Origin of the sequence: uncultured Succiniclasticum sp. (genome assembly GCF_902793885.1) — a bacterium.
Taxonomy (GTDB): Bacteria; Bacillota; Negativicutes; order Acidaminococcales; family Acidaminococcaceae; genus Succiniclasticum.
This window is the reverse complement of sequence record NZ_CADBFF010000009.1, coordinates 17,150-42,584: the sequence shown is the minus strand read 5'-3', so window position 1 is coordinate 42,584 and position 25,435 is coordinate 17,150. Positions and strand designations below refer to the sequence as shown.

The 25,435-nt window shown below is 47.9% G+C and carries 21 protein-coding genes, 1 tRNA gene and 1 riboswitch; of the genes, 5 read left to right on the top strand and 17 right to left on the bottom strand.

What is annotated here, in order from left to right:
• Positions 1–130 precede the first annotated feature (130 nt).
• The 7 genes from QZV31_RS06145 to QZV31_RS06115 form a co-directional block, all read right to left on the bottom strand.
• The gene (locus tag QZV31_RS06145; protein ID WP_295359088.1) at positions 131–331 is read right to left on the bottom strand and encodes a hypothetical protein; all 201 of its coding nucleotides are present in this window, start codon (positions 329–331) and stop codon (positions 131–133) included.
• Positions 332–1,370: 1,039 nt separating this feature from the next.
• Complete coding sequence (locus QZV31_RS06140; RefSeq protein ID WP_295359086.1) at positions 1,371–1,532, bottom strand: hypothetical protein; 162 nt, start codon at positions 1,530–1,532, stop codon at positions 1,371–1,373.
• 11 nt (positions 1,533–1,543) lie between these two features.
• Positions 1,544–1,759 (bottom strand): hypothetical protein, encoded by a 216-nt coding sequence (locus QZV31_RS06135; RefSeq protein WP_295359084.1) that lies wholly within the window; start codon positions 1,757–1,759, stop codon positions 1,544–1,546.
• A gap of 273 nt (positions 1,760–2,032) precedes the next feature.
• Complete coding sequence (locus QZV31_RS06130) at positions 2,033–4,099, bottom strand: VapE domain-containing protein (protein ID WP_295359082.1); 2,067 nt, start codon at positions 4,097–4,099, stop codon at positions 2,033–2,035.
• 268 nt (positions 4,100–4,367) lie between these two features.
• Positions 4,368–4,634: a hypothetical protein gene (locus QZV31_RS06125; protein ID WP_295359080.1), complete on the bottom strand. Its 267-nt coding sequence runs from the start codon at positions 4,632–4,634 to the stop codon at positions 4,368–4,370.
• Positions 4,635–4,889: 255 nt separating this feature from the next.
• Positions 4,890–5,066: a hypothetical protein gene (locus QZV31_RS06120; RefSeq protein WP_295359078.1), complete on the bottom strand. Its 177-nt coding sequence runs from the start codon at positions 5,064–5,066 to the stop codon at positions 4,890–4,892.
• A gap of 86 nt (positions 5,067–5,152) precedes the next feature.
• On the bottom strand, positions 5,153–5,356 hold the full coding sequence (locus QZV31_RS06115; protein ID WP_295359076.1) for a helix-turn-helix transcriptional regulator: 204 nt from the start codon (positions 5,354–5,356) through the stop codon (positions 5,153–5,155).
• Between the two features lie 162 nt (positions 5,357–5,518).
• Here QZV31_RS06115 and QZV31_RS06110 point away from each other — a divergent pair, with 162 nt between their 5' ends.
• The 4 genes from QZV31_RS06110 (at position 5,519) to QZV31_RS06095 (ending at position 9,254) form a co-directional block, all read left to right on the top strand.
• Positions 5,519–5,944: a helix-turn-helix transcriptional regulator gene (locus QZV31_RS06110; protein WP_295359074.1), complete on the top strand. Its 426-nt coding sequence runs from the start codon at positions 5,519–5,521 to the stop codon at positions 5,942–5,944.
• A 155-nt stretch (positions 5,945–6,099) separates the two neighbouring features.
• Positions 6,100–7,164, top strand: a complete 1,065-nt coding sequence (locus tag QZV31_RS06105; RefSeq protein ID WP_295359072.1) for a site-specific integrase — start codon at positions 6,100–6,102, stop codon at positions 7,162–7,164.
• Between the two features lie 275 nt (positions 7,165–7,439).
• Positions 7,440–8,729 (top strand): dicarboxylate/amino acid:cation symporter, encoded by a 1,290-nt coding sequence (locus QZV31_RS06100; protein ID WP_295359071.1) that lies wholly within the window; start codon positions 7,440–7,442, stop codon positions 8,727–8,729.
• A gap of 36 nt (positions 8,730–8,765) precedes the next feature.
• The gene (locus tag QZV31_RS06095; protein WP_295359069.1) at positions 8,766–9,254 is read left to right on the top strand and encodes a hypothetical protein; all 489 of its coding nucleotides are present in this window, start codon (positions 8,766–8,768) and stop codon (positions 9,252–9,254) included.
• Between the two features lie 99 nt (positions 9,255–9,353).
• Here QZV31_RS06095 and QZV31_RS06090 read toward each other — a convergent pair whose 3' ends face one another.
• The 4 genes from QZV31_RS06090 to htpG all read right to left on the bottom strand — a co-directional run bounded on the left by QZV31_RS06090 (position 9,354) and on the right by htpG (position 15,051).
• Entirely contained in the window at positions 9,354–11,570 is a 2,217-nt protein-coding gene (locus QZV31_RS06090; protein WP_295359068.1) for an EAL domain-containing protein, read from the bottom strand.
• A 372-nt stretch (positions 11,571–11,942) separates the two neighbouring features.
• Positions 11,943–12,018, bottom strand: a tRNA-Ala gene (locus tag QZV31_RS06085).
• A 75-nt stretch (positions 12,019–12,093) separates the two neighbouring features.
• Positions 12,094–12,870: a heparan-alpha-glucosaminide N-acetyltransferase gene (locus QZV31_RS06080; RefSeq protein WP_295359067.1), complete on the bottom strand. Its 777-nt coding sequence runs from the start codon at positions 12,868–12,870 to the stop codon at positions 12,094–12,096.
• A gap of 183 nt (positions 12,871–13,053) precedes the next feature.
• Positions 13,054–15,051 carry a molecular chaperone HtpG gene (htpG, locus tag QZV31_RS06075; protein WP_295359065.1) on the bottom strand — a complete coding sequence of 666 codons (1,998 nt, stop codon included), beginning with the start codon at positions 15,049–15,051 and terminating at the stop codon, positions 13,054–13,056.
• Between the two features lie 303 nt (positions 15,052–15,354).
• On the opposite strand from htpG, the gene QZV31_RS06070 reads away from it, so the two are divergent.
• Positions 15,355–16,644, top strand: coding sequence for a diguanylate cyclase (locus tag QZV31_RS06070; RefSeq protein ID WP_295359063.1), 1,290 nt, complete (start codon positions 15,355–15,357; stop codon positions 16,642–16,644).
• 277 nt (positions 16,645–16,921) lie between these two features.
• On the opposite strand, the gene thiC is transcribed toward QZV31_RS06070, so the two are convergent.
• From thiC to QZV31_RS06040, 6 genes are all read right to left on the bottom strand, one after another.
• Positions 16,922–18,235, bottom strand: coding sequence for a phosphomethylpyrimidine synthase ThiC (thiC, locus tag QZV31_RS06065; protein ID WP_295359061.1), 1,314 nt, complete (start codon positions 18,233–18,235; stop codon positions 16,922–16,924).
• A gap of 232 nt (positions 18,236–18,467) precedes the next feature.
• Positions 18,468–18,598: riboswitch (TPP riboswitch) on the bottom strand.
• Between the two features lie 23 nt (positions 18,599–18,621).
• Positions 18,622–19,413 (bottom strand): YgcG family protein, encoded by a 792-nt coding sequence (locus QZV31_RS06060; protein WP_295359059.1) that lies wholly within the window; start codon positions 19,411–19,413, stop codon positions 18,622–18,624.
• 16 nt (positions 19,414–19,429) lie between these two features.
• The gene (locus QZV31_RS06055; protein WP_093730899.1) at positions 19,430–20,533 is read right to left on the bottom strand and encodes a hypothetical protein; all 1,104 of its coding nucleotides are present in this window, start codon (positions 20,531–20,533) and stop codon (positions 19,430–19,432) included.
• Positions 20,534–20,551: 18 nt separating this feature from the next.
• Entirely contained in the window at positions 20,552–21,838 is a 1,287-nt protein-coding gene (serS, locus tag QZV31_RS06050) for a serine--tRNA ligase (protein ID WP_295359056.1), read from the bottom strand.
• A gap of 89 nt (positions 21,839–21,927) precedes the next feature.
• Positions 21,928–22,857: an exopolyphosphatase gene (locus QZV31_RS06045; RefSeq protein WP_093730901.1), complete on the bottom strand. Its 930-nt coding sequence runs from the start codon at positions 22,855–22,857 to the stop codon at positions 21,928–21,930.
• 258 nt (positions 22,858–23,115) lie between these two features.
• On the bottom strand, positions 23,116–25,278 hold the full coding sequence (locus QZV31_RS06040) for a GGDEF domain-containing phosphodiesterase (RefSeq protein WP_295359054.1): 2,163 nt from the start codon (positions 25,276–25,278) through the stop codon (positions 23,116–23,118).
• Positions 25,279–25,435: the final 157 nt, after the last annotated feature.

Here is a 25,435-nt window from a genome sequence, read left to right as displayed (position 1 = left end):
ACTCTTTAGACTATACCACGATTTTAATATATTTAAAACCAGTTTACAAGCGCATTTTTACGTTATTTCTTTTCATAAAACACCGTTTTTTTATGTTGTTTTTCAAAAAGTAGTACGATTTTAGTACGCTTTACTCTTTCATTTTGCGCCGCAACTCTGCCAGCTTATTTTGATAGTCATTAAGTACAGCACGATTCTTTTCAAGATCTGCCGCAACTAATGCCCGGATATAATCAGAAACAGTAACGCCTTGAATATCTGCAAGGGCTTTTACTCCGTCAGCTGCCGCTTGTGGGAAACGCACATTTACTGAAACAGTAGTATCTGCCATTCGTGAACACCTCTTTCAAAATTAGCTTGACTTTATTATACACCTTTGATATTATGATGTAAACAATTTATTTTGTGTAACAGTGTAACAATTTTACATAATTCATATTATCGGACGTAAAATAATTATAACGCTGAAACGCCAGTATTCATGCGGCTTTCAGCGTTTTTTCTTTTATTTTCCTTGCCAAAAATATTATTATTTCTTTGTCTTTAGAAAAAACACACAATAATACAGGAAATGTCCACCACAAAAGAACAAAACAGGCATTTTATTTCATGCCTATAAAATATTTAATGCCGGGCAGCAGCACCGCAAACAGCCCGGCAATGATAAGAAATAGCGAAATGACTTCCAGCTACACGGAAACACATTATTAAAAATAAGCAGCATACCCGCCAGCCGTTCCCCTGCTGCCGCAGGCGTGTTTGTTTATTTCGGCTTGATACTTTATATGCGTGGCTCGTTTTAAACGCGCCTACGGCCATTTTAGAGCGTTGTTTTTTCCGGGCATGTTACAAAACGGATCATTTTTGCAGTTTTCCACAATACCCCTTGTTTGATTCTGCGGTTTTCTGCGTGTCCCTGGCTACCCGGTTTGGATCCAAAAGGCGGTAGCGATCTACCCCGCCCCTGCCTGTAAGAAAGAAATTACCAGCCGGGTAACGTTTCACCGTTCTTTCACCGTTCATTTTTTCTTTGTTCTTTCTTTGTTCGTTGCGAAAAGTCCGCTTGAATACTGGCTTCCGGTCAGAATACTTTTTCGCCCCTTTCCCCCTTTTTTTATAGGGGGTGGAAAAATTCCCTCCGGACGCCGCCCAGCTTCCGGAAAAGTGAAATTCACCGTGCGGATCGTAAAAGGGTATGCCCTCCGATTCGTTACCCTGCCCCCTGGATTAGCAACACCGGGGGGATCCTTTCGGTGTTCTATCGGCGTTCCCTGGAAAAAGACCCGGAAGTACTGGCTTCCGGCTGTGAAAATTATATTCTTTCTTTGTTCGTTCAGTTAAAAGAAAAAGGGCAGCTGCTACGGCTGCCCTTAATCGTATGTAGTTCTGTGTTCCCCTATGAAGTTTTCTACATCGGAAACCAGTTTGGCCATTTCCCGCCTGTCCTGTTCCATTTCTTCATGCACGGCTTTCTTAACTTCCTGCCGGATAAACTCCCGCAGTTCCTCTTTTGCTTTTTCACTTAATGCCATTATATCACCCTCTACCTTTTAGACGCTGCCGCAGCACAAACAGCACAGCAGCCGTGCAGCCTTTCTTCCGCAGGGCCCGGCTGTGCGCCGCCAGTATTTCCTACCCACCAGGCGCAACTGTTTTTAATGCAGGAAAACACTTCCATTTTTACCGGGCCGCCGCTGCTTTTTGCTATAACCCCCGCTGCCAGCATTAAAGGGCAGTACAGCTTTTCCAGGCTATTCATTATCATTCACCCCTTTCAACTCTGTTCTCTTCCACAAGGCCGTAATTTTTTTGGTCAGTTAGGACGGTGCGGACGGTTAGGACGGTAAAAAAACGAAAAACTCTAAAAAAAATCACATATTCCTCAGCATACATATATTATAAAATATATTAATTTTTTTAACTTTTTAGCTTTTCTACCGTCCGCACCGTCCTACACCAGCAGCCATGCTGGTTTAGTATGGTTTTATGTACCGTCCTGTTACCGTCCTATTTTGGGCTTACCGTCCTATTTTTAGAAAATACCATCTTCCGATTCCTTAAAGTCTCCGTAATTTCTTCGCGGCAGCGTGTAATTTTTTTCCATGTTGTTTGTTGGTACTTTTATCCGTTTGTCCCTCGCTGCCATTCCCCGGATTACCCTGGCAACCTGCGCATTTTGCGTTTTGTTCAGCCCTATTTCTTCACATAAATCCGTAGCTGTGACTTGCCGCCATTCTTCCGGCGGATCCCCCCAGGCCAGCAGATCGCGCAGTAGCTGCTCTGTAATAGACTTTCTTTCGTAAAAGTCATTCTGTTTATCAAGCTTTTCAATTTCTTCCTGCGTCAAATAGGCGCGTTCTTTCATATCAAAAGCCAGGTACATAACATATCCCCACAGCTGATTCCTGGGGAAACTGTCGTCCAGGTTTATATTTTGTACGGCAATGGGCCAGTAACGCCTGTTACCTGTATGATCCTGCAAAAATTCACTGCCGTTCACCGTTCCGATAAAAATAGTTTTCCGGGGAAATTCTATTGTATCGCGTGTATAGGGCAGCCTGATCGCGTCCTTTGGCTGTGTAATATATTGCTTTAATCGGTCAATTTTTTGATAACGCATTGTGTCCCTAAATTCGCCCAGTTCTATGATCCAGTAATGGGCGGCTTTTAACAGATCGTCTTTTACCGTCGGATCTATTGACATTTCATGCGCCCATGTGGAAACAGGAAGCAGCAAATATTTAAAGCGTGTTTTGCCAATTCCCTGCCGCCCCTCTAAAATCAGCATACCCTGCGCCGTAAAGCTGCCGTCATTGAACGCAATACGCACTGCCGATATTAACCACAAGCGCAGCAGCCTTTTACAAAATTCCGCGTCCTGGACTGATGTTTCGTCTAATTCAATAAGCCGGAAAAGCCTGTCTATATAATCGGTTTGTCCGTCCCATTCCTGGCGGCACTGGGTAAGATAATCGCAAACCGGGCTATATTTGTTCCTTTCAGAGATCAGGCCCAGCAGATCAATAAGATCCTGCTTCCCTATACCCAGCCCCCGCCTGTGCGCTTCCTGCCGCAGTGCCGCTACAACCGCGTCAAAAGATAAGTTATACAGCCCGGTAAAATCAACTGTCTTTGTCACTTCATTAAAACGCGCCGTAACACCCAGCCGCTGCAATAAGTATTCCACGTTTTTCCGGGAATATTTAACAGGCATAACACTCTTGCCTTTTGTCATTACGTCCGGCCATTGCATTTTCAATGCTTCCGGATCGTAGCATGTTCCGTCCCAGGACTTGAGCGCGGTTTTTATCGTTGCGTCCTGGTAGTCTTTCCGCTGCCATTTTTCCCGCTTACCCAGCGCGGAAAGGCTGAAAAACTGCCGCATTTTTTCCGCGTCCCCATGACAATAGAACGGAAGCAGATTCATAAGGGCCTGATCCGCTTCACTGTGGCTCGGATAATCTGTTGTGTCCCCATGGTCAAACAGTTTTATAAACAAATCCCCGCTTTTGCTCTGCCGGGCAACGCTGGCAAGGTCTAAAAGTAGCAGGGCCGTTTCGTCAGTATCTTCCTGCGTGGCCACTTCCTGCCCCGGTGCCGCTGCCTGATCTGCTGAAATATACTGCCTATAAAAAGCATTGATCCGTTCCTGATCTGCCCGGATCGGCTTATCCCGGTACACATTCCCGGTCATTACGAAATAGCGGCCTGCGTCATATATTTCAAAATTGCCAGTTTTGTTTTTACTGCCCGGCACTTTTCCCTTTAAGATAATATGTAACCCGCTGCCGCTTGTGGAAATTTCTGTATAACTGTCAAGATTTTCCACAATGGCCGCCGCTGCCGTGGTCAGCGTTCCTTGCGCGTCTATACAATGGTCAATGTCAACCCCTACAAACCCGCTGCCGCCGAACATAAAGCCAATACCGTCATATCGTAGCAACGCCTGGGCCGCTTCGTTAAAGCTGCGCCATGTGTCAGGCTTGTTTGATTTTGCCCGGCAGCCTGTCCCTGGATCATACGGCATTTTTTTCCTGTGTACTACCCAGTTCGGCAGGGCTTTCATTTCTGCCGGGATACTGTTATAGTTTTGTGTCATAGCACCAACCCCCTATTAATACGGCTGCGCTGGCCAGCACGGTAATACTGGCCAGCGTTTACCTTTTAATTCTTTTTCTGTTCAGCCTTGCGCCTGGATCTTTCAACCTTGCGCCTGGCGGCCCTGTTTAGAGTAACTTGCGGATCTATTTCCGGTGTCCATATCCCCCTACGCCCGCCAGTTTTTACCCCTTTATAAAACTGTGCAAACTTTTTCATTAAAAACCTCTTTCCAGCTTGCCCTGCCGCTTCTGCAATGATATAATGAATCAGGCCCTTTTATCGTGGTGGATAGTCGCGGCCTGCCCTGTCTGCGTTGGCGCGCTGGCGGGGCTTTTCTTTTGTTCCCCGTAGGCTATTAACAGAGCCGCCGTTACTACCGTGCGTTGATCTTCTGTTAAATCCTGCGGGCCGTCCGGTGCAGGTACTTTTGTATTCGCTAATTCGTCCTGGATATAGCGCAGGACTTTCTGTGTTTCCAGCAGGTATTCCGGCGTGATCCTGTTTAACATTTCTTGAAAATTAGTATCTGTCATTTTATTTTTACCCCCTTTATAAACTCAATACCCACAAGGCAGGACTGCGCACGGCAGTGTTACGCCTTGCAGTTCCTCACAAGGCAACTCTACACACGGCAGCGCAACGCCCTGTAATTCCTCACAAGGCAGGATTGCGCACGGCAGCGCAACGCCTTGCAGTTCCTCACAAGGCAACTCTACACACGGCAGCGAAACACCCTGCCGGGATTGTCTGCGCTGCCGTTTCGTTTTACGCCGTTCTCTTTCCATGTGTTACACCTCTAACTTTCTTTCAAAAAACTTACGGTTTATCTTGCCCCGGATCGTCAGCTTGCCTTGGGCTTTTAATTCCGTGTTCCATTGCCGGATCAGTTTATAGGCCATGCCGATTTTTACGCCCAGCGCGGCGGCGACTTCCGGCGCGTTCATCATGTACCTTTCATCTGTCATTGCGTTTTACTCCTTTCCCGCTGCTTGTTGGCGCAGGCAGCGCGTTATTTTTTGCCCCTGTGGTGGATTTCTGCTGGCCTGCCCGGTCATTCTTTTAATAAGTCTTTAGGCGCAACACCCAGCACTTTAGCAAGGCGGCCCAGCGTTTTAGCGTTCAACCTTGCGTCGCCTTTTGTGATCCGCGCTTGGGTAGATCCGGAAAGCCCGGCTTCCACAGCAACGGCAGAAACGCTTTTGCATTTATCCGCGCAGGCCAGGTAAAACTTCTTTGAATCGATCACCATTTGCATATTGCTTTCACCTCGCTTTTCTTATGTACAAACTGTACTGCTATAAATATGATACAGTACAGGCTGTACAATGTCAATAGAAAAATAGACAAATTTTACTTTTCATTGCATTTTCTGGACAGATAGTGTATAATGTCATAAATCAATGAAAGCGGTGATTTTATGAATTTTGCAGAGCGTTTGCGCTTTTTAAGAGAAAAAGCCGGCTTGTCGCAGGCCGCTTTAGCTGCTAAAATCGGTATCAAGCCCAACGCCTATAACAAAATTGAAACAAGAGGAACACAGCCGGGCCCGGAAATGCTTATAGAATTAGCTAAGGCCCTGGGCTGTTCCGTTGATGATCTTGTGGGCTATGTAGCACCCGCAGAAGAAGAACGTATTTTTAAAGCCCTATCTAAATGGGGAATAGTTATTGCCCCTGCAGATGAAGCGGGGCTTTATATTGTTAGTTATCCGGCAGAAGATAAAAATACCAGCTGGAAATTATCTGTTGATGAAATTATCAAATACTATAAGGCCACTCTTGAAGATGATTTCATCAAAACAAATTTAGCTAAACAGTTTACCCTGGAAGTGCTTCTCAGCTGATAATCGCATAGAATAACGCCGCCCCTGGCGCGCCAACACCGGGAACGGCAGCGAATAAACATAATAATATAATCTATCCACCACGATTAAAAAAGCCGCCTGTTATGCCAAAAACAGACGGTCAAGGGCTTTTTTATATGCCCGGAAAGGACACCATGCCAGTAAAATCTTATAAGGACAGGAACGGAAAAACAAAGTATTACGCCGCCTTTTATTATTCTGATTACACCGGGCAGCGTAAAAAGAAAAAGAAAGAGGGCTTTACCACAGCAGCGGCAGCGAAACAGTTTGAAAAGGATTTTACAGAGCAACACTCCGGCAGCAGTGATATTTTATTTAAAAACCTTGTGGAAAATTACCTTGCAGACTGCGCCCAGCGGCTCAAGGCCACCACGCTTTTACAAAAACGAATGATATTTAAAACTTATATAACGCCTGTTTTCGGCAGCTATCCGCTGGCAGATATTACGCCCTTGTTCGTGCGAAACTGGCAGAACGAATTGTTAAAGCGGGATTTAAAGCCCCGGTATTTACGCGCTATAAATGTTCAGCTGGCCGCCGTTCTGAATTACGCCGTTAAATACTACGGCTTGCAGCGCAACCCGGCAACGCTTGCCGGAAGTATCGGAACGCCGAAACAACAAAAAGTGATCCAGTTTTACACGCTGGATCAGTTCAGGCAGTTCCTGCCATTCTTGCCGGAAAAATACCAGCTTGTATTTAAGATACTGTTTTTTACCGGGCTGCGCATTGGCGAATTGCTGGCTCTGACGGTAAAAGACTTTGACAGTGCCGCCGGAACGCTGGATATAAATAAAACCTTTTCGGATAAACTGAAAATCACCCAGCCGCCCAAAACGCCAAAGTCAAAACGCATTGTCACGCTGCCGCCGTTCCTGATCCGGGAGATCAGCGACTACATCGCCAGCAAGTTTTATGAACCCCAGCCCGGAGAACGGCTTTTCTTTTGGCTTGCTGGTAAAGAAATACTGCGGTACACCGCAAACAATGCAGCAGCAGCGGCAGGGCTGCCACGGTTACGGATCCATGACTTCCGGCACTCACACGCCAGCTTGCTAATCAATTTAGACTTTCCGCCGCTGGTAGTCAGTGAACGTTTAGGACATGAAAGCGTAAAAACTACACTGGAAATATATAGCCACCTTTACCCGGATAAAGCCGCCAGCGTTGCGGAAAAACTGGAAAAATTAAAAATGTAGTACGATTTTAGTACGCAATAAAGCCGCCAACCCGAAAAACACAGGGCTGACGGCTTCTTTTTTGCAGTACTCTTTATTTTACCATATTATAGGAAAACATCCAACATTCATTTTCTTCATACACAGGTTACGATACTCTTTTTTATGCAAAAATCTGTATCATTCCCAAATTTTTCATAAATTCTTTTATAAACTTTATAAAATATATTGACATAAGAAAAAAAACGATACTATACTATAAGAAGTTTTAAAAAAGTATTTGCAAGGAGCGTATCATGGCAGACAAAAAGAACCCTTCTCAGGTTAACGACAAAGCAAGAGAAATCATTGAAGAAAGCCGTAAGCAAAGCAATGGCAAGCAGTTTATCCTTTGGATGGCCGCGCTGGTAATCGGTGGCGCACTGGGTTGGATGAACAATCCCTCCCTGAACGAGCTGTTCAACTTTATTGCTACTATCTTCACCCGCATGTTCCAGTTCATCGCCGTTCCCACCATTGCGCTGGCAGTCATCACCACCCTGTCGGCATTGGGCGCCAAAAAAGATACGAAGCGTATCTTCGCTCATACGCTGGTTTATACATTACTGACCACCATCTGCTCCGCAGCCGTAGGCCTGGCTTTATATCTCTGGATCGCCCCGGGCAACCTGCCTGCCGATGTGGTAGGTGCAGGCGCGGCGCAGGTACCCCAGAATTTAGGCAAGCTTTCTTACTACGACCACTTTCTCTCCGTAGTTCCCAATAATATTTTATATCCCTTCCTGTCCGGCAACGTGCTGTCTGTGCTGTTCATAGCCGCCGCCGTGGGCCTGGCCCTGGCTTTTATGCCGAAAACAGAAAACCGGGACGTTTTGCTGAAAGGCATCAACGGCCTGCAGGAAGTTTTGTTCACCCTGATCCGCGCCATCCTGTATGTACTGCCGGTTGGCATTTTAGCGTTTGCCGGCCAGCTGGCCGCCCAGATTGAAGCCGGCGTCATCGTAGGCGCGCTGGGCAAATACACAGCGGTTGTCATCGGCGGCAACCTGCTCCAGTTCTTCATCGTACTGCCGCTGTTCCTGCTGGCCCGGGGCCTGAACCCGGTGGATATCATGAAAAAGATGTCCCCGGCCCTGGCAGTTGCACTGTTCACGAAAAGTTCTGCCGCCACCCTGCCGGTAACCCTGGCTTCCGCCGAACAGAATGTAAAAGTCAACCCCCGGGTATCCCGCTTCGTGCTGCCCATCTGCACCACCATCAACATGAACGGCTGTGCCGCATTCATTCTGGTCACTTCCTTATTTGTGATGCAGAACTCCGGCATGAACCTGACCACAGACGCCATGATCTCCTGGCTGTTTGTAGCGGTGCTGGCCGCCATCGGCAATGCCGGCGTCCCCATGGGCTGCTACTTCCTGACCCTGTCCCTGATGAGTTCGGTAGGCGCGTCCATCGGCATCATGGGCGTTATCCTTCCGATTTATACGATCATTGACATGATTGAAACCGCAGAAAACGTGTGGTCCGACTCCTGCGTCTGCGCCATGACCAACAAAGACCTGAAAGGCGTGCTGGAAGAAGACTGAGAAGCAAACATTAAAAAGCAGAAAGGCGGAATGCAAATGAACAAAAATCACATGAAAAAACTTTTCGCACTCCTGTTAGCAGCCGCAGCGATGCTGACATTCACCTCTGTTGCACAAACATGCGGCACAGGGAAAGCATCCCAAAAGATCGAATCTTTCGAGATTGTCACGCTCCGCCTGAGCGGCATGCGGTTTACCACCGAGTATGAAATTGTAATGAAAGGCAAGGATGCCGAAGTCGTTGAATACGCAATACGGTATAATAAAAATGAAGATAAGCGCGTGCCCGAGAGACAAACGGTGTGCAGCGCTGACAAGATACTGAAACTGTTGAATGACTGCGAGCTTGTTTCCTGGGATGGCTTTCACGGGAAACACCCGAAAGACGTTAAGGACGGAATCATGTTCTCTCTCCAGGCCACCGTTAACGGCGACAGGAAAATCAGGGCGGAAGGCTCGGAAAACTTTCCGAAACATTTCCGGGAACTGAGGGACGGACTGCACGCCATCCTCAGTCAAAAATAATTTATTAATTTTGTATGAAGCAAAAAACGAAAAATAAAACAGCTAACACAATCAAAGAGCCGGACAACAAAATTGCATGTTGTCCGGCTCTGATTCTATTTATTCTTGCTTACCTCTTTCAAACAGCTTTTCAAACTGGCGCATTGTCATAGGTTTGTAAAAGAGATAACCCTGCATCTCGGTACATCCCTGGCTCTGGAGGAAACCGGCCTGCTCAACCGTCTCAACCCCCTCGGCAATCAGTTCCATCCCCAATGACCGTACCATCTGTATCATATGACTGATAATGATACGGGCTTTTTCCGCATCGCCTTTGTTTGTCAGAAAACGAAGATCCAGCTTGATGCGGTTTACCGGCACTTCTTTGAGCATATTCAGGGATGAATAACCGCTGCCAAAATCATCCATCTCAACCTTGAATCCGCACTCTCGCAACGTTTCCGTCGTACTGATCAGCAGGTCCGGATTCTCGGCATAGGCCGTTTCGGTAATCTCGATCCGCAGCTGGTCAGGCGTCAGGCCATAGGTTCGGATCAGATTTTGGAAATGACCGGCAAGATCCCGGTCCTCACGAACATCACAGCGGGACAGGTTTACCGAAACAGACTGACGGATCCCCTGTTCATTCCAGCGGCGCAGGTCCTGGCACACCCTTTCCCAAACGAAACTATCCAAATCATAAATGAGACCGGTTTTTTCCAGCGTGCAAATAAAATCTGCAGGCTGCAGACAGCCCAGTTTGGTATGAGCCCAGCGGCAGAGAGCCTCTGCACCGATGATTTTCCCAGTTGCATAATCAACCTGGGGCTGATACCATACTTTGAGATCTTCCGACTGAATGGCAGCAGGCAGGTAATTGATCACTTCCGCAACATGTTTTCCTTTTTCCCACTGCTCCGGATTATAAAACGCATAATCGACGATACGGCTGCCCCGGACTTTTTGCTCCGCCACACGGGCATAGTCCAACATGCGGTCTACATCAATATTCCGGAAGTCCTCCGGCGTCAGCACATAAATCCCGCTGCATATCTGAACCTGCGTTTCCCTTCCCTGGTTGATGAAATAGTTCTGCACCGGATCGAGCACGTTCTTCTTATCCAGTTGCATCTTCTCTTCGCTCTCAATAGCACGGAGTACAACAAAACGATCGCTGGTGATCCGACCCATCGCTTCTTCATCCGAAAGATACTCCATGGATTTGTCCGCCCAGAATTTAAGAAGCTCGTCCCCGGCCTCCCGGCCAAGGCTGTCATTGATAAACTTGAAGTCCCGGATATTGTTATAAGAGAGGAAATACGGCGTATCCGGATGCGCCCGCAACAGTTCCTCTACCCGCTTTCGGAATCCGCTCACACTGAGCAGTCCGGTCAGCGGATCGTGATCCACCAGCCTGTGCAGCCTCTCCTCCTGTTCCATGCGGAGCGCGCGTTGTTTCTGCACGAAAATTACAATCAGGGAAGCCAGCAGGAGTACTGCCAAAAGAATGACAAGTCCGTATTCATAAAGGTAATCGAAAATGTTATACCGGTACAGCCTCCTAGACGTGTAATCCAGAATAATAGCCCGATGACGCATATCGCTCAACGCAGCGATGCCGCTGTTCAATCGTTCAATAATCGCCCTCCCTTTCGGAGTATCCAGCGTGCCGGCCCGGAAATCTACAGAAAACACGGCCGCAGGCTGAACTGCCAGATTAGAATAGGAAGGTTTCTGTAACACATAACTCCAGACATAGGAATTATTCAACAGAGCGTCGATCTTCCCTTCACGCAGTGCATCCACGCTCTCATCCATCGTCTCATACATGGTAATTCGAATGCCCGGATACATCTGGTGTATCGTTTCTATGACGCCGCCAAGAGAACGAAGCATGCCGACCCGGAGCTTATTCAGCGGTGGTATTTCATGCTTTTCTCTGGTAACCAGAGTAAACGGGGTCTGCATAAACGGATCCGAAACAATGCTCGGATGTCCGGAGCTGCCGGTGATAGCACTGCCGAAAGGCAGAACCAGATCGTATGATTTATTATCCAGCGCGTCCTTCAGGTTCTTTTCCTTTACAAACTGAAAGGTAACATGATACCCTGTCTTTGCCGCAGCGGACCGCATCAGATCCACGCCAATACCTACAATCTCGTTCGTCTTGGGATCCTGATAAAAAATCGGGCAGCGATTCGCAGGAATCCCTACCGTTAACGTCTCGCCGTCCTCTTTACCGGAAGCGGCTGACGAGGTTGCAAAAACGCAGAACAGCGAAACAAAAACACACAAAAGAGAGGCTAGCCATCGTTTTGAAATACCTGTTTCTTTCATAGCTGACACCTCTCCTGCCATCGGTTCTGATAAAAAACAAAACTTTAATAAAGTAACTTTAAGTTATTGAAAAACAACTGATGCATCAACAGTTACATCTTATTATAACAAAACTTCCATGGAAATGAAAGACCGTGAATCATTATTGGCAACAAAGCGAACAAAATGAAAACCTCCGGTACATTATCAAAACTCTAGAGAGTTTCGAGAATTACACAAAACTCATGCTCAAAACTCAGCAGTTTTGAACCAAAAAGACCTGAAACAATACAGGTTAAAAGGCAATAAAAAAGGCGCGTTAGAGTCGCTGCAAATGCGATAACCACGCGCTTTTTTAAACTTTTACAAACCTGTAAAAATTGTGCTTTTCGATGGTGGAGATGAAGAGGTTTGAACTCTCGACCTTACGGATGCGAACCGTACGCTCTCCCAGCTGAGCTACATCCCCACTAAAAGATTACTCTACTATATTACGCCAACTTGCAAAAAAAAGCAAGAGGAAAATCAGGGTACGCGTTAAAAATTACAGCGCCGGTTTGAAGGCGAGGGAAAGGATCAGTAAAATGACCGGCTGATGCAGCAAATAGACCAACAGCGAATGCTGCCCCAGCGTTTCCAGCACGGGAATGCCTTTTGTAAAAACAGCAGGCAGACCGGACAATCCTTTTGTCTCTCGCTTTTGAAGAAGATTCCGGCAAATAAAATACCCTTTTATAAACAAAAAGTACCAGGGAATAAAAGAAAAATAGTCTGCGGAAGAAAAGTTTTTATCCTGCAAGCCCAAAAAAGTTCCCAGCATTCCATGCTCGTACAGAAAATCCGGAAGCCGGCAGAGAATTATATTTTCAAAGCCAAGATTTCCTTCATTGATGTTGCGAAAAATGAAAAGCAGGATAGTGCTGCAAAACAGCCCCGCTTTTGCCGGAATCTTTCGGAGCAGCGGATCCAGCCAGGCAGTCAGCATGATGGAAAAACCCAGAAAGAACAGTACGCCGAAGATGATTTTTGACTCCGGCGCAAAAACCAGAGTTGCTGCTGTCACCAATAAACCGGAAGCCATGATAACCAGGCCCCGTTTGCAGACAGAGGACAAGTTGCGTTCATCCCGTTTCAGTCCCTGGCAGAACCCGCTGACAAAAATAAACAGCCAGCAGATGCTCTGTTGCCAGAGATATCCCTGGGTTTTCATGAACCAGGGCCAGTCGAACCCGTACATGTGCACCAAATCCCAGCAGATATGGTACAAAATCATGCTCACCAGAGAAAAACCCCGCAGCGTGTCCAGTAATCGATAACGCATGAAACTCTTCCTACCCTTTACATCTTTTTGTATAATTAATTTATGTAATTATATCACAATCCTCCAAGAATTGTGTAAGTAAACGACAGAGTAACGCAATGCCGATGTAATAAGTTTGTAAAACAGAAACTGAAAACGACAGCGCCTTCCGCCGAAAACGCTGTCGTTCTGATTTACAATTTTTTATTTTGCCATCATCCGTGCGATCTGCTGAGCTAACGCAGCCGGATCGTCCGGAATCATGCCGTCCAGCAGCAGAGCCTGGTCAAAGAGCAGGGCGCAGAAATCTTTAAAGTCTTGACTGTCCTTGCCTTGATCGTGGGCTTCCTGCAATTTGGCAAACAGTTTGTGTTTCGGGTTCAGTTCCAAAATACGCTGGGCCTTGAACATGGGCGCATTGGCCATGGCAAAAGCCTGCTCCATGGCAAAGCTGGGGCCGTATTCCCCGGCCACCAGGCAGACGGCGCTGTCCTTCAGCCGGTTGGTCAGCTTCACTTCGTTGACTTTTTCTCCCAGCACTTCCTTGAAATCTTTCAGCAGGGTCTCATTGTCTTTGGCGATGTCTTCCGTTTCTTTCTTGCTGGTTTCGCTTTCCACGTCTCCCAGATCCAAATCGCCCCGGCTCAGGGACTGGAACTTTTTGCCTGCGTATTCCTGCAGCGCTTCCAGGCAGAACTCGTCCACCGGATCCAGCAGGAACATCACTTCAAAACCTTTGTCCTTCACCGCTTCCATCTGGGGCAGGTGTTCGATGGCCTCTTTGTCTTTGCCAGTTGCATAGTAAATGGCCTTCTGGCTTTCCGGCATGCGGTCCGTGTATTCCTTCAGGGTACAGAGTTTGCCTTCCTTGCTGGTCATGAACAACAGCAAATCTGCCAGCTGGTCCTTTTTAGTGTCCGGATCGTACACGCTGTTATATACGCCGGCTTTTAAGGAACGTCCATACTCGTTCCAGAATTTTTCATATTTTTCCCGTTCTTTGGCCAGCATATCCGCCAGCTGCTTCAGGATATTTTTCTCCAGGTTGCGGCCGATCACTTTGATGGTGTGGTTCTGCTGCAGCAGTTCCCGGGAAATATTCAGGGACAGGTCCGGGGAATCCACCAGGCCTTTGACGAAGCGCAGGTAGTCCGGCAGCAAGTCTTTGCATTTTTCCATAATAAATACGGAACGGGAGAAGAGCTGCAGGCCCGGTTCATATTCCTGGAAATACAGATTGGCAGGCGCCTTGCCCGGAATGTACAGCAGCGCCGTGTATTCCACGGTGCCCTCTGCCCGGGTGTGGTAATACCACATGGGGTCTTCCCATTCGTGGAACTGGTGCTTGAAGAATTCGTTGTACTCTTCCGCCTTGATGGAACTCTTGTTCCGTTTCCACAGCGGGGTCTGGGAGTTCAGGGTCTTGTCTTCTGTTTTTTTAATAGGCGGTAGTTTGTCGTCGATGTCACCCTTGTCGTTGCGGGCCGGTTCTTCTGTGGTTTCTTCCATTTTAATAGGATAGCGGATGTAATCGGAATATTTTTTCACCAGGCTTTCCAGTGTCCAGTAACTGGTCATATCCTGTTCCGCCCCTTCGCCTGCATAGGCTTCGCCCAGCTGCAGGGTGATGCTGGTGCCGTGTTTTGCCACCTCGCAGGGCTCGATGGTGTAGGTGCCGTCAGCAGCAGACTCCCATTTCCAGCCGTCCTTTTCCCCGGCCTTGCGGGTAATCAGGGTGACTTTATCCGAAACCATGAACGCGGAATAGAAACCTACGCCGAACTGACCGATCAGGTCTTTGGTGGTAGCGTCGGTCTTCGCTTCTTTGCCGGCTTCTTCCTCTGCCTTTTTCGCAATCTTGTTGGCTTCTTCCAGTTTTGCCAGAAACTCTTTCGTACCGGACTGGGCGATGGTGCCGATGTTTTTGATTACTTCTTCTTTGGTCATACCAATCCCGTTATCCGTAATGGTAAGGGTTTTTGCCTTTTCGTCCGGAGTCAGGCGGATCACAAACTCGCTGTCCCCTTCCAGCAGGTCACTATGGGTGAGGGATGCAAAACGCAGCTTGTCGATGGCATCGCTGGCGTTGGAAATCAACTCACGCAGAAAAATCTCGTGGTTGGTGTAAATGGAATTAATCATTAAGTTCAGCAGTTGTTTGGTCTCGGCCTGAAACTCAAACTTTTCTTTTTCATTTTCCATGGTAGTTACAGCTCCTTTTTATTTTTAAATAATTATAAACAAAACAGTAATGCACTACATCGTTGCAAAACAAACGTGGTTCAGCAAACAGTTTGCTGCAAAGATTCGTTGGCACTCTTTTATACAGAGTGCCAACCAGCACAATTATAATACCACTCTTTTTACAGAAAGTCAAAAAGTCAATTGATATTTCACAAATATTTTTGGATTTAATGAAAAGAGGGTTTTCTAATTCTTTATCGAATGTTATACTTATTATAACTTATATCATAATTCTTGAAGAAAGGAGGACGACAGCCTGATATGGAAAAAAAAATGCAGCTCCTTGTGATTGTTCCACCAATGACTTTATCCACAGAATTTATCGAAAAGCTTTCTAATGCATTTACCGTATTTACTATGGATAACGAAGAAGATGCCTACCGGTTCTTAATTCAGCGTACCGCAAATATTTCAGCTGTGCTGCTTGATCTTGATCTGGCGCGGCAAAGCAATTTTTCGTTTGTGGATAAAATCAGTATGGATAAACTGTTCACTTCCATTCCGGTTATCGCCCTTTCTCCCAGACTTCCGAATCAGGAAGATATTGATTGCCTGAAACACGGTTTTTCGGAACTGCTCACGCCTCCCAATGAATGGGAACTTTTGGAAAAGCGTATCAACAATGCTATACGCGCCAAAGACTCCCTCACCTTTAACGAAATTGTCAGGATGCTGCAGCAACTTCCTTCTAATATTTTCTGGAAGGACACGGAAGGCCGCTATGTATTCATGACCCATTACTGGCGCCATATCAAACAGGATGATCCCCACTGGACCCTCCGCGGCAAAACGGATATGGATATCCGTAAGGATAAGCACAATGCAAAAATCGCCATGGAGGCAGATAAAAAAATCCTGACTACCGGGCAGGGGACCGACTATGTCATTGAAGAAAATTATGATGGCGTACAGGAATTTCTGCAGCTGATCAAACGCCCTACCTATGATGAAAAAGGAAATATCAACGGCATCATCGCCCTGATCAATGACGTGACAAAACAGCGCCTTCTGGAACTGGAACTGGAAAAGCGTTCCAGAACCGACGGCCTCACCGGCCTGTTGAACAAAAGCGCCACGGAAGAACTGATCCGCATGATGCTGCTCAATTATTACAAAGATAATAAAGAAAACAGTGCGTGTGCGCTGATGATGATTGACATAGATAAATTCAAGACTATCAATGACACGTTGGGTCATGCCAAAGGTGATATCGTTCTCAGCGCTATCGGCGATATAATCAAGAACACCTTCAAGGGCATGGACGTGGCCGGACGAACCGGCGGCGATGAATTCATGGTGTTCTTACGGGACATCGAAAAACCGGATAATGCACTGCATTTGGCTGAAAGCATCGAAAAAAAGACAAATCAACTGATACTCCATAAAGATATATGTGCTTACGTCTCCGTTTCCGTTGGCATCGCCATGTTCCCCGAACATGGGAAGACTTTTGATGATTTGTACCATGCGGCGGACAAGGCATTATATTATGTTAAGAATCACGGGCGAGCCAATTGGAAGATGTACACGCCGGAAATGGAAAAAGAATAGGAAACGCAGAACCGATTAAACATTGAATCATCCACTAAGCGATTGCGGTTGAATGAAACCTGCAGCTTAGTGGATTTCTGTTTTCTATAAAACCAGCAGCCGATAAGGCGTAAGCAAAACGTCATGAGTGTTTGCGATATTTCATGAGGCGAAATTTGCCGTAGCGGCGAGCTGTCTGAGGGCGAAGTCCGAGTTTCGAAGCCGCAGGCAAATAAGCCCATGCAATAGCAAACAGGAATGGTTTTGCGACGGCCTTACCGGCTGCTGGTTTTTATTCTTACAGTATATCTATCAATTCTCCTGCCAGCGCCTTATTAATGCTGCGTACGGCACAGAATTTGCCGCACATACTGCAGGTGTCGCTGTGGTCGTCTTCCGGCGCCCGGCTGGCACGGACGGCTTTGGCAGTTTCCGGATCGATCGCCTCTTTCCACTGAGCCTCCCAGTCCAGTTTGCGGCGGGCTTCTGCCATCCGGTCATCCTGTTCCCGGGCGTGAGGAATGCCTTTGGCAATGTCTGCCGCGTGTGCCGCAATCCGGCTGGCGATGATGCCCTGTTTCACATCTTCCACGTTGGGCAGGGCCAGGTGTTCTGCCGGCGTCACATAACACAAAAACGCCGCGCCTGACATAGCGGCCACGGCCCCGCCGATGGCTGCCGTAATGTGATCGTAGCCCGGAGCGATATCCGTAACCAAGGGTCCCAACACATAAAAGGGCGCGCCTTTACAGATCGTCTGCTGTACCTTCATGTTAGCCGCAATCTGATCCAACGGCACATGACCCGGACCTTCCACCATGACCTGCACATCCTTTTCCCAGGCCCGCTGCGTCAATTCGCCTAACCGGACCAGTTCTTCAATCTGGCATTGGTCCGTGGCGTCCGCCAGACAGCCGGGACGGCAGGCATCCCCCAGACTGATGGTCACATCATGTTCCCGGCAGATATCCAGAATTTCATCATAGTATTCATAAAACGGATTTTCCTCTCCGGTCATGCTCATCCAGGCAAAAACCAGACTGCCGCCCCGACTCACCAGATTCATTTTACGCTTGCCGGCCCGGATCTGTTCAATGGTTTTACGGGTAATACCGCAGTGCAGGGTTACAAAGTCCACCCCATCTTCTGCGTGCAGGCGCACCACGTCAATGAAATCTTTGGCCGCCAGCGTGTTCAGGTCCCGCTGATAGTGAATCACCGCGTCATACACCGGTACGGTACCGATCATGGCCGGGCACTCCCGACATAATTTCTGCCGGAATGGCTGCGTGTTTCCATGGCTGGACAGGTCCATGATGGCTTCCACTCCCAGGTTCACGGCGCTCATGACTTTTTTCATTTCAATATCATAATCCTTGCAGTCCCGGCTGACGCCCAGGTTCACATTGATTTTGGTTTTCAGCATGCTGCCGATTCCATTAGGGTCAAGGCTGATATGCAACGGATTGGCAGGAATGACAATCGTACCGTTGGCCACCCGTTCCCGGATAAATTCAACAGGGCGGTCTTCTTTCGCCGCTACAATGTTCATCTCCGGTGTAATGATATTTTTTCGGGCGGCTTCCATTTGGGTGTAATACTTTTTTTTCATTTTTACTTTATCCCTTCCGCAAAAAATCAAATTATGTTTTTCCTAAAATATTTTGGCAAATAGTTTCCAGCCTTTTTTCCAAATTATTTTTGAAACAGAAACCTATCTTTATTGTATGATCCGAAATTACAAAATAATATTAACCATCAATTTAAACTACGTTCCACGTGAAACAAAAAGCAGGCAATGTCTTTTTTGGACGCTGCCTGCTTTTTTGTCTGCAACTCTTTTGCAAAATTTTCTCTGACATTCCTACGTTGGCATTATCCAAATCAGGTTCCGGGTCGAACCTTCAGACGATTGCAGATTTTATTTCGCAACCGGCAGGCTCCTCTCAGCAAATAAGCTCCCCATGTCATGGTACTATTAAATTTTATGTTCTATCGTCAGAAGCTGCCGCCTCCGCCGCCGTGCCCTCCGGTGCCTCCGCTGCTGCCGCTGTCATTATCGCGCGACTTGGCTTTGGGTACTACGGTAGTATGGGTGTACAAATACCGGTCGTTACTGCCTATCAGATTGAAGGTATCGCGTTTCAGATACTGTCCGGCTTCCACAGCGTTCGTTACGTTGCTCATAGAGGCTATCATACCCTTCTTCACGCCGCCGCCAATCAGGAAAGAAATGATGGCTGCCACAGCCCCCGCGCCAAAACTGAATTCTTTGGACGGGTCATAGGCTTCGCCTTCTTTTTCGTAATAGGTCATCAGTTCATCAACCTTGTTTCCGTAATTGGTGAAGGCAGCCGCGTATCTTCCCTTTTTCAAATCATTGATAAAAGCATCTTTTAAATCGCCCGTCACTACGTCATCAATAATCTTTGTACGCATGGTCTTGTCCGTAGTGATATGCCACTTCCGGTTGTCCATGCTGATAACCATCAGGATACTGCCCTTGGGCGCATTGGCAAAATACTGATCCTGGACGGACTGGGCGTAATCCCGGATATTCATGCCCTGAGTAGTTTTTACTGTCAAAACGGCACAACGGATGCCGTGTTTGCTTTCAATCTCCCGCAGCTTGCTCAGAAGTTTTGTTTTGTCAACCGGCTGCACCAGGGCGGCGCCGTCTACAAAACTGGGATATTGCTGCCCGGCAGCAGACACTGTTGCCGTGAACCCGGTAGAAACAGCCACTAACAGGGAAACCAGCATGGTTACAATTGCAAAAATTTTTTTCATAATCTGCCGCCTCCCCTCATCCTAATAAGAATTTCGCAATGAAATAGACGATGGGCAACGGAATCAGGGTGGCAAGCGCCTGATATTTTGTCGCCTTACCCTTATCCCAGGGCAGGCTGCCAACAAACTTGCCGGTCTGTCCGTTCATCATAAAGGTGTAGGGCTGGTCTTTGTATCGAGTGGTCAGAATCCAGACCGGTACCAGCGCATATTTTACACTGCCTACATCTTTCCGGATGGCACAGGATTCCACCTGGTGGCGCATGTACCCCGTCACGGTTTCCTCCAGCACGCCGGCCGCGCTGTATTCTACCCGCTTATCGGCCCGGGGCACGCTGTCTTCCGCGCTTACATCATACTTATCTGCCAGATAACCGGTGAGGTATGCCGTGGTAAAGGGAACCATTTCGCTGTAATCGAAAGGCTCAATACTTTCCATGTAGGCATCATCCATCTTTTCACTGCCGTCTACCGGAATCCGTTCGAACTTCATGGTGCCGACACGTTCCACGTCGTAAACGCTAGTTTCGGTAATGACCGAATCCGCTGTGTCAAACACCACATCGTTTTCTGCTTTGAAAGCTGCCGAAGCGGTAACTTCGGAATCGAAAAGCCAGAAAGGCACATACATGGGCTGAATGTCTTCCACACGGTTATTGGCCGTAAATTCATTCGGCAGCAGTCTCCGTCCTTCGTAGAATTTCTTCAGGGCTTCCACCGCTTCTTCTTTTGTCTTCTTGAACGGAATGACATAGTCCGGCTTCAGCATTCCTTTGAAACGGGACGGAATCATGGTGGGATTGCCGCAATAGCAGCATTCTGTCGCCATGGTGTTTTCATCGCAGACCAGTTCCGCACCGCAGGTAGAACAGGTAAACGATTTCAGGAAGGCGGTTTCGTCTTCTGTAAATTCGCTGCCCGCATGAGCGGTATCCCACTTTGCTTCTCTGGCTTCATCTGCCTGAGCCGCCCGTTCTTCCTGCTTGGCAAACATTTCTTCGATGGTCTTAACCTCGAATTCCGTGCCGCAGTATTCACAGGTCACTTTGTCATGGCCGGGCAGAAAGCTTAAGGGTGCGCTACAATTAGGACACTTGTAGCTTACAGATGTATCTGCCATGTTGTCACCTCAATTCTTTTATTTTTTCTTTTCCGGTACGGGAATCACGTCACAACCCATATATTTACGCAGGACTTCCGGAACAATTACGCTTCCGTCTTCCTGCTGGTAATTTTCCAGAATCGCGGCTACGGTACGGCCTACTGCCAGACCGGAGCCGTTCAGGGTATGCACAAATTCCGGTTTGGACTTGGCGTCCCGGCGGAACCGGATGTTAGCCCGGCGGGCCTGGAAGTCCAGGAAGTTGGAGCAGGAAGAAATTTCCCGGTAGCAGTTCGCCTGAGGCAGCCATACTTCCAAATCGTAAGTAGTGGCACTGGAGAAGCCCAGGTCACCGGTGCACAGTCGTACCACATGGTAGGGCAGGCCCAGCAGCTGCAATGCATGCTCTGCGTTGTTTGTCAGGCTTTCCAGCTCGTCCCAGCTCTGTTCCGGACGGGTAAACTTAACTAACTCTACCTTATTAAATTGGTGCTGACGAATCAGGCCCCGGGTATCCTTGCCCGCGCTGCCGGCTTCGGCACGGAAGCAGGCACTGTAGGCGCAGTAACGCAGGGGAAGGTCATCACCATTCAGGATTTCATCCCGGTGCAGATTGGTAATGGGTACTTCCGCCGTGGGAATGAGGTACATATCCATACCCTGCAGCTTGAACATATCTTCCGCAAATTTCGGCAGCTGGCCGGTACCCTGCATGCTGTCGCTGTTCACAATAAAGGGCGGGAAAAATTCCGTGTACCCATGCTCAGCGGTATGCAGATCCAGATAGAAGTTGATTACGCTGCGCTCCAGACGGGAACCCAGACCTTTATACACCGTAAAGCGGGCGCCGGAAATCTTATGGCCCCGTTCAAAATCCAAAATGTCCAGCTTTTCGCCAAGATCCCAGTGGGACAACGGTTCAAAATCAAACTTGCGGGGTTCGCCCCAACGGCGCACTTCCGGGTTGTCCGCGTCACTCTTGCCCACGGGAACATCCTCAGCCGGAATGTTGGGAATGGCCAGCATGATGGTTTTTAACCGCGCTTCAATATCCCGCAGGCGAACATCGTCCGCTGCAATCTTATCCCCGATGGCGCGGACCTCCGCCATCTTTTCTTCTGCGTTTTCCCCGGCCTTTTTCAGTTTGCCGATTTCCTTGGAAGCTGTGTTGCGTTCATTTTTCAGCGCTTCCACCTGCTGGGTGATTTCCCGGCGTTCCTTGTCCAGTGCCAGAAACTCATCCAGGTTCAGTTCGCCGTTCCTTTTGCGAACGGCTTCCATTACTTTTTCGGGATTATCCCGCACAAATTTCATATCTAACATATTGACCTATCCTCCATTATGTTGCCACAGCTCGACCGATACGATAACCCGGGCTGAACAAATAAAATTGTACAATTACCTGTTATTCCTTATGCATTCAGCGCTGCAATAATATCCGGCAGCTGTTTATCCACTTCGTCGTTGTCCAGCTGGCAGGTACCGGCATTGTGGTGACCGCCGCCGCCGTATTTCAGGCACAGTTCACCAATGTCCACATTAGAAGCTTTGTTCACAATGGACTTGCCGATCATAACGGCTGTATTCTGTTTGCGGAAGCCCCAGGCCACATGCACGGAAATTTGGGTTTCCGGATACAGAGCGTAAATCATGAAACGGTTGCCCGCATGGATGACTTCCTCGTTGCGCAGATCCAGAACCACCACTTTATCATACACTTTGGCAATGCGTTTCAGCTGTGCCACAAACTGTTCTGACTGTTCAAAATACAAATCCACGCGTTCCTTTACATCCGGCAGATCCAGAATCTCATCAATCGTATGATCCATGCAATACTGGATCAGTTCCATCATCAGGTCATAATTGGAAATGCGGAACTGATGGAACCGTCCCAGACCGGTACGGGCATCCATCAGATAATGGAGCAGCACCCAACCTTTCGGGTTGAGGATCTCGTCGATGGTAAAGTCGGCGCTGTCACCTTTGTCTACAGCTGCCATCAGCTCATCGCTGATCTTCTTAAATGTTTTTTTGCCGCCGTAATAATCATATACCACCCGGGCCGCACTGCGGGCATGGGGATCAATGATCAGCTTGCCGCCGGTCTCAATCGCCTTCAGCCGGTCCATTTCCGATTCGTGATGGTCAAAGGCCAGCCCGACCCGCGGATCGTAGGGCAGGTTGGTAGTTATATCACTTTTCGTCAGTTCAATCTTCCCGTCCTGTACATCCTTGGGATGTACAAACTTGATTTCGTCGACCAGATCCAAATCGCGTAACATCATTGCACAGGCCAGCCCGTCAAAATCGCTGCGGGTTACCAGTCTTCTTTTTGCCTCCATAATGTTTCTGCCTCCTGTTAACCGGTTTTTCCTTATCCGGCATACAAATGAGCCGCTTAAAAACGGCATAGCTATACAGGGTAATTATAACAAATTGACTATAGAGCGGTCAAGAAAAAATAGGCCTTTCCTTGCCGAAACGCAACGCCCGACTTTTTCCAAAACGGTATACAAAACAACCTACCTATTTATATTTGAACGCAAATTAAAAAATCCATGCAAAACGCTGCTTCCGCTTTGCATGGATCCGATTTATATTTACCTCACAACATTCAGCACGACAATAGCTACCGCCACAGATCCGGTAACCGGATTCTCCGCAATGCGACGGAGAAACGAGTGTACCGTTGCGTCCCCCACTTTTCCTTTTGTGATGGCCCGGTTTCCTTCCAGAGCACAACGCTTTATTTCACTCATAAAGTACGAATCCGGCTGATCGGCAAGCCTGACATTATATATCCGCTTGTTTTTCACGTCAACCCCCACCGTTTTTTCAAGGAACTCCCGATAGGAACGGTTGCAGCGTATCAGCTTTACTTTGTCTCCCTGCAGTTCCAGAATCGCGGTGGGCAGGGTATTGAAATATTGCCGGAGACTTTCGCTGTCTTCCTTCGCAATATATGAAGGATCATACAGGTTAATGCGCCCGATTGCATCATAATAATCCGACTCCTGCGGATTTTCAAAGCCGATCTGCCTTCCTTTTTCATAACGCCGCAGTATTTTCTCAAAGGGCAGCGGGCAACAGTAGAAGAATCCCTGCAATTTTGTACAGCCGATTTCCCGCAGGAAATCTACCTGTTCGATGGTCTCCACCCCTTCGGTCACCGTTTCGATGCCCAGGCCGGTGGCCATCTTCATCAGCTCCGTCAGGATGATCCGGCTTCGGTCCGTATTGTCGAACTGTTTCATAAAGCGCATGTCGAATTTGATTACGTCAAAATGGATTTGCTGCAGCACATCCAGCGAGGAATACCCGCTGCCAAAGTCGTCCATCCACACCTGGAAGCCCAACTCTCGGAACCGCTCCACCTGTCCCTTCATGTATTCAAAATCACTGCCGATGATGCTTTCCGTGATCTCTATCGTTATCATTTCTCTGCCGATACCGGCCCCGTCCACCCGGCGGCAGATTTCTTCCACAATATTGCAGGCATAAAAATCCGCCCGGGACAGGTTTATGGAAATAGGCACAACATACAGGCCCGCTTCAGCCTGTTTTTTCATTTTCGCCAGCGCTTGTTCCACCACATACAAGTCCAGCTTGTAAATCAGCATGGTTTCTTCCAGCACCGGAATAAAATCCGCCGGAGAAATTACGCCCCTCTCCGGATCAACCCACCTCGCCAGCGCTTCTTCATCACACACACAGCCGTTGGCCGTACGCACGATAGGCTGATAGTAAACGGTAACCCATTTTTCCGCCAGGGCCCTGTCCAGATTTTCCACAAAATAACGTTGGGCCTGTATGGTTTTAAGCATATCTTCGCTGAAATATTCATAGACGGAAATGAACTTGTTCCGGTTGGTATCACAGGCAATCTTCGCCCGGTCGCAAGCCCGGTCGATATCAATGCCTTCGATGTTGTCAAGATAAATGCCTGCTCTGACCGGCAGGGTCGCTTCGTCGTTCAGGCTCCTGCATTCATCAAAAATTTTCTTGATCCTGTCTTCCAGGTTGGCCGCGTCAGTATAAACGGTAAAATGATCCGCACTGATACGGCAGCAGTTTTCATTATGGAAATAACGGGCCAGCAATTTGGCAAAAGCACGCAGCAGTTCATCCCCACCGGAAAAACCGAACCTCCGGTTAAACGATTTCATATCGCAAAGATCAAAATACAGGATAGCCGTCTGTTTCCCCTCAGCTGCCAGCGTTTTCCGCCCGGCCTCTGCCAGCTCAAAAAAGTATGCCATGTTCGGCAAGCCTGTCAGAGCATCATAATGGGCGTGGTGAATCAGGCTTCCTTCCCGCAGCATCCGGTTATAAGAATCCGTTAAAGCATTGCTGTCAGTTCCATAACCTGTCGGGGAATAGATTCCCTCGTTGGTATACCATACGATCGCCAGCCGGGCGCCGTTTTGAGTATAAACGTGCTCGCCCTGGGCATGGATCACCAGATAATGGCCATGGTTTCGGGTCTTTGTGCGGTACACCACCTCGTAACTCCCGCCTTCCGTAGCAAAGCGGAATGCCGCATCGGCAATCCGCGCCTTGTCGTCCGGGTGCGTCGCGCGGTACATATCATTATCCATCACGTAGTAGGCGTCTTCTTTTTTGTCAAACTCAAACAACTTGCGGAAGCCTGCCGAAAGAACAAGGGTAACCACCCGTTTATCAATGAACTGGTAAACGGCAAACGGAATATGGGAATCTTCCATGGTTTGCATTAACGTTTGATCAAACTGATACTTTTCCATATTCCCTCCTGTGGACCTGCCTGCTGATGCGACCGGTTCCGGTAATAGTATGATGGGCCTCTGTTTCTGTTCTATGATTTATGTTAGCATATTTTAACATATTCTCATTTAAAATACTATAGGAGAAAATGAAATATCTTACTAAAACTGAAAATAA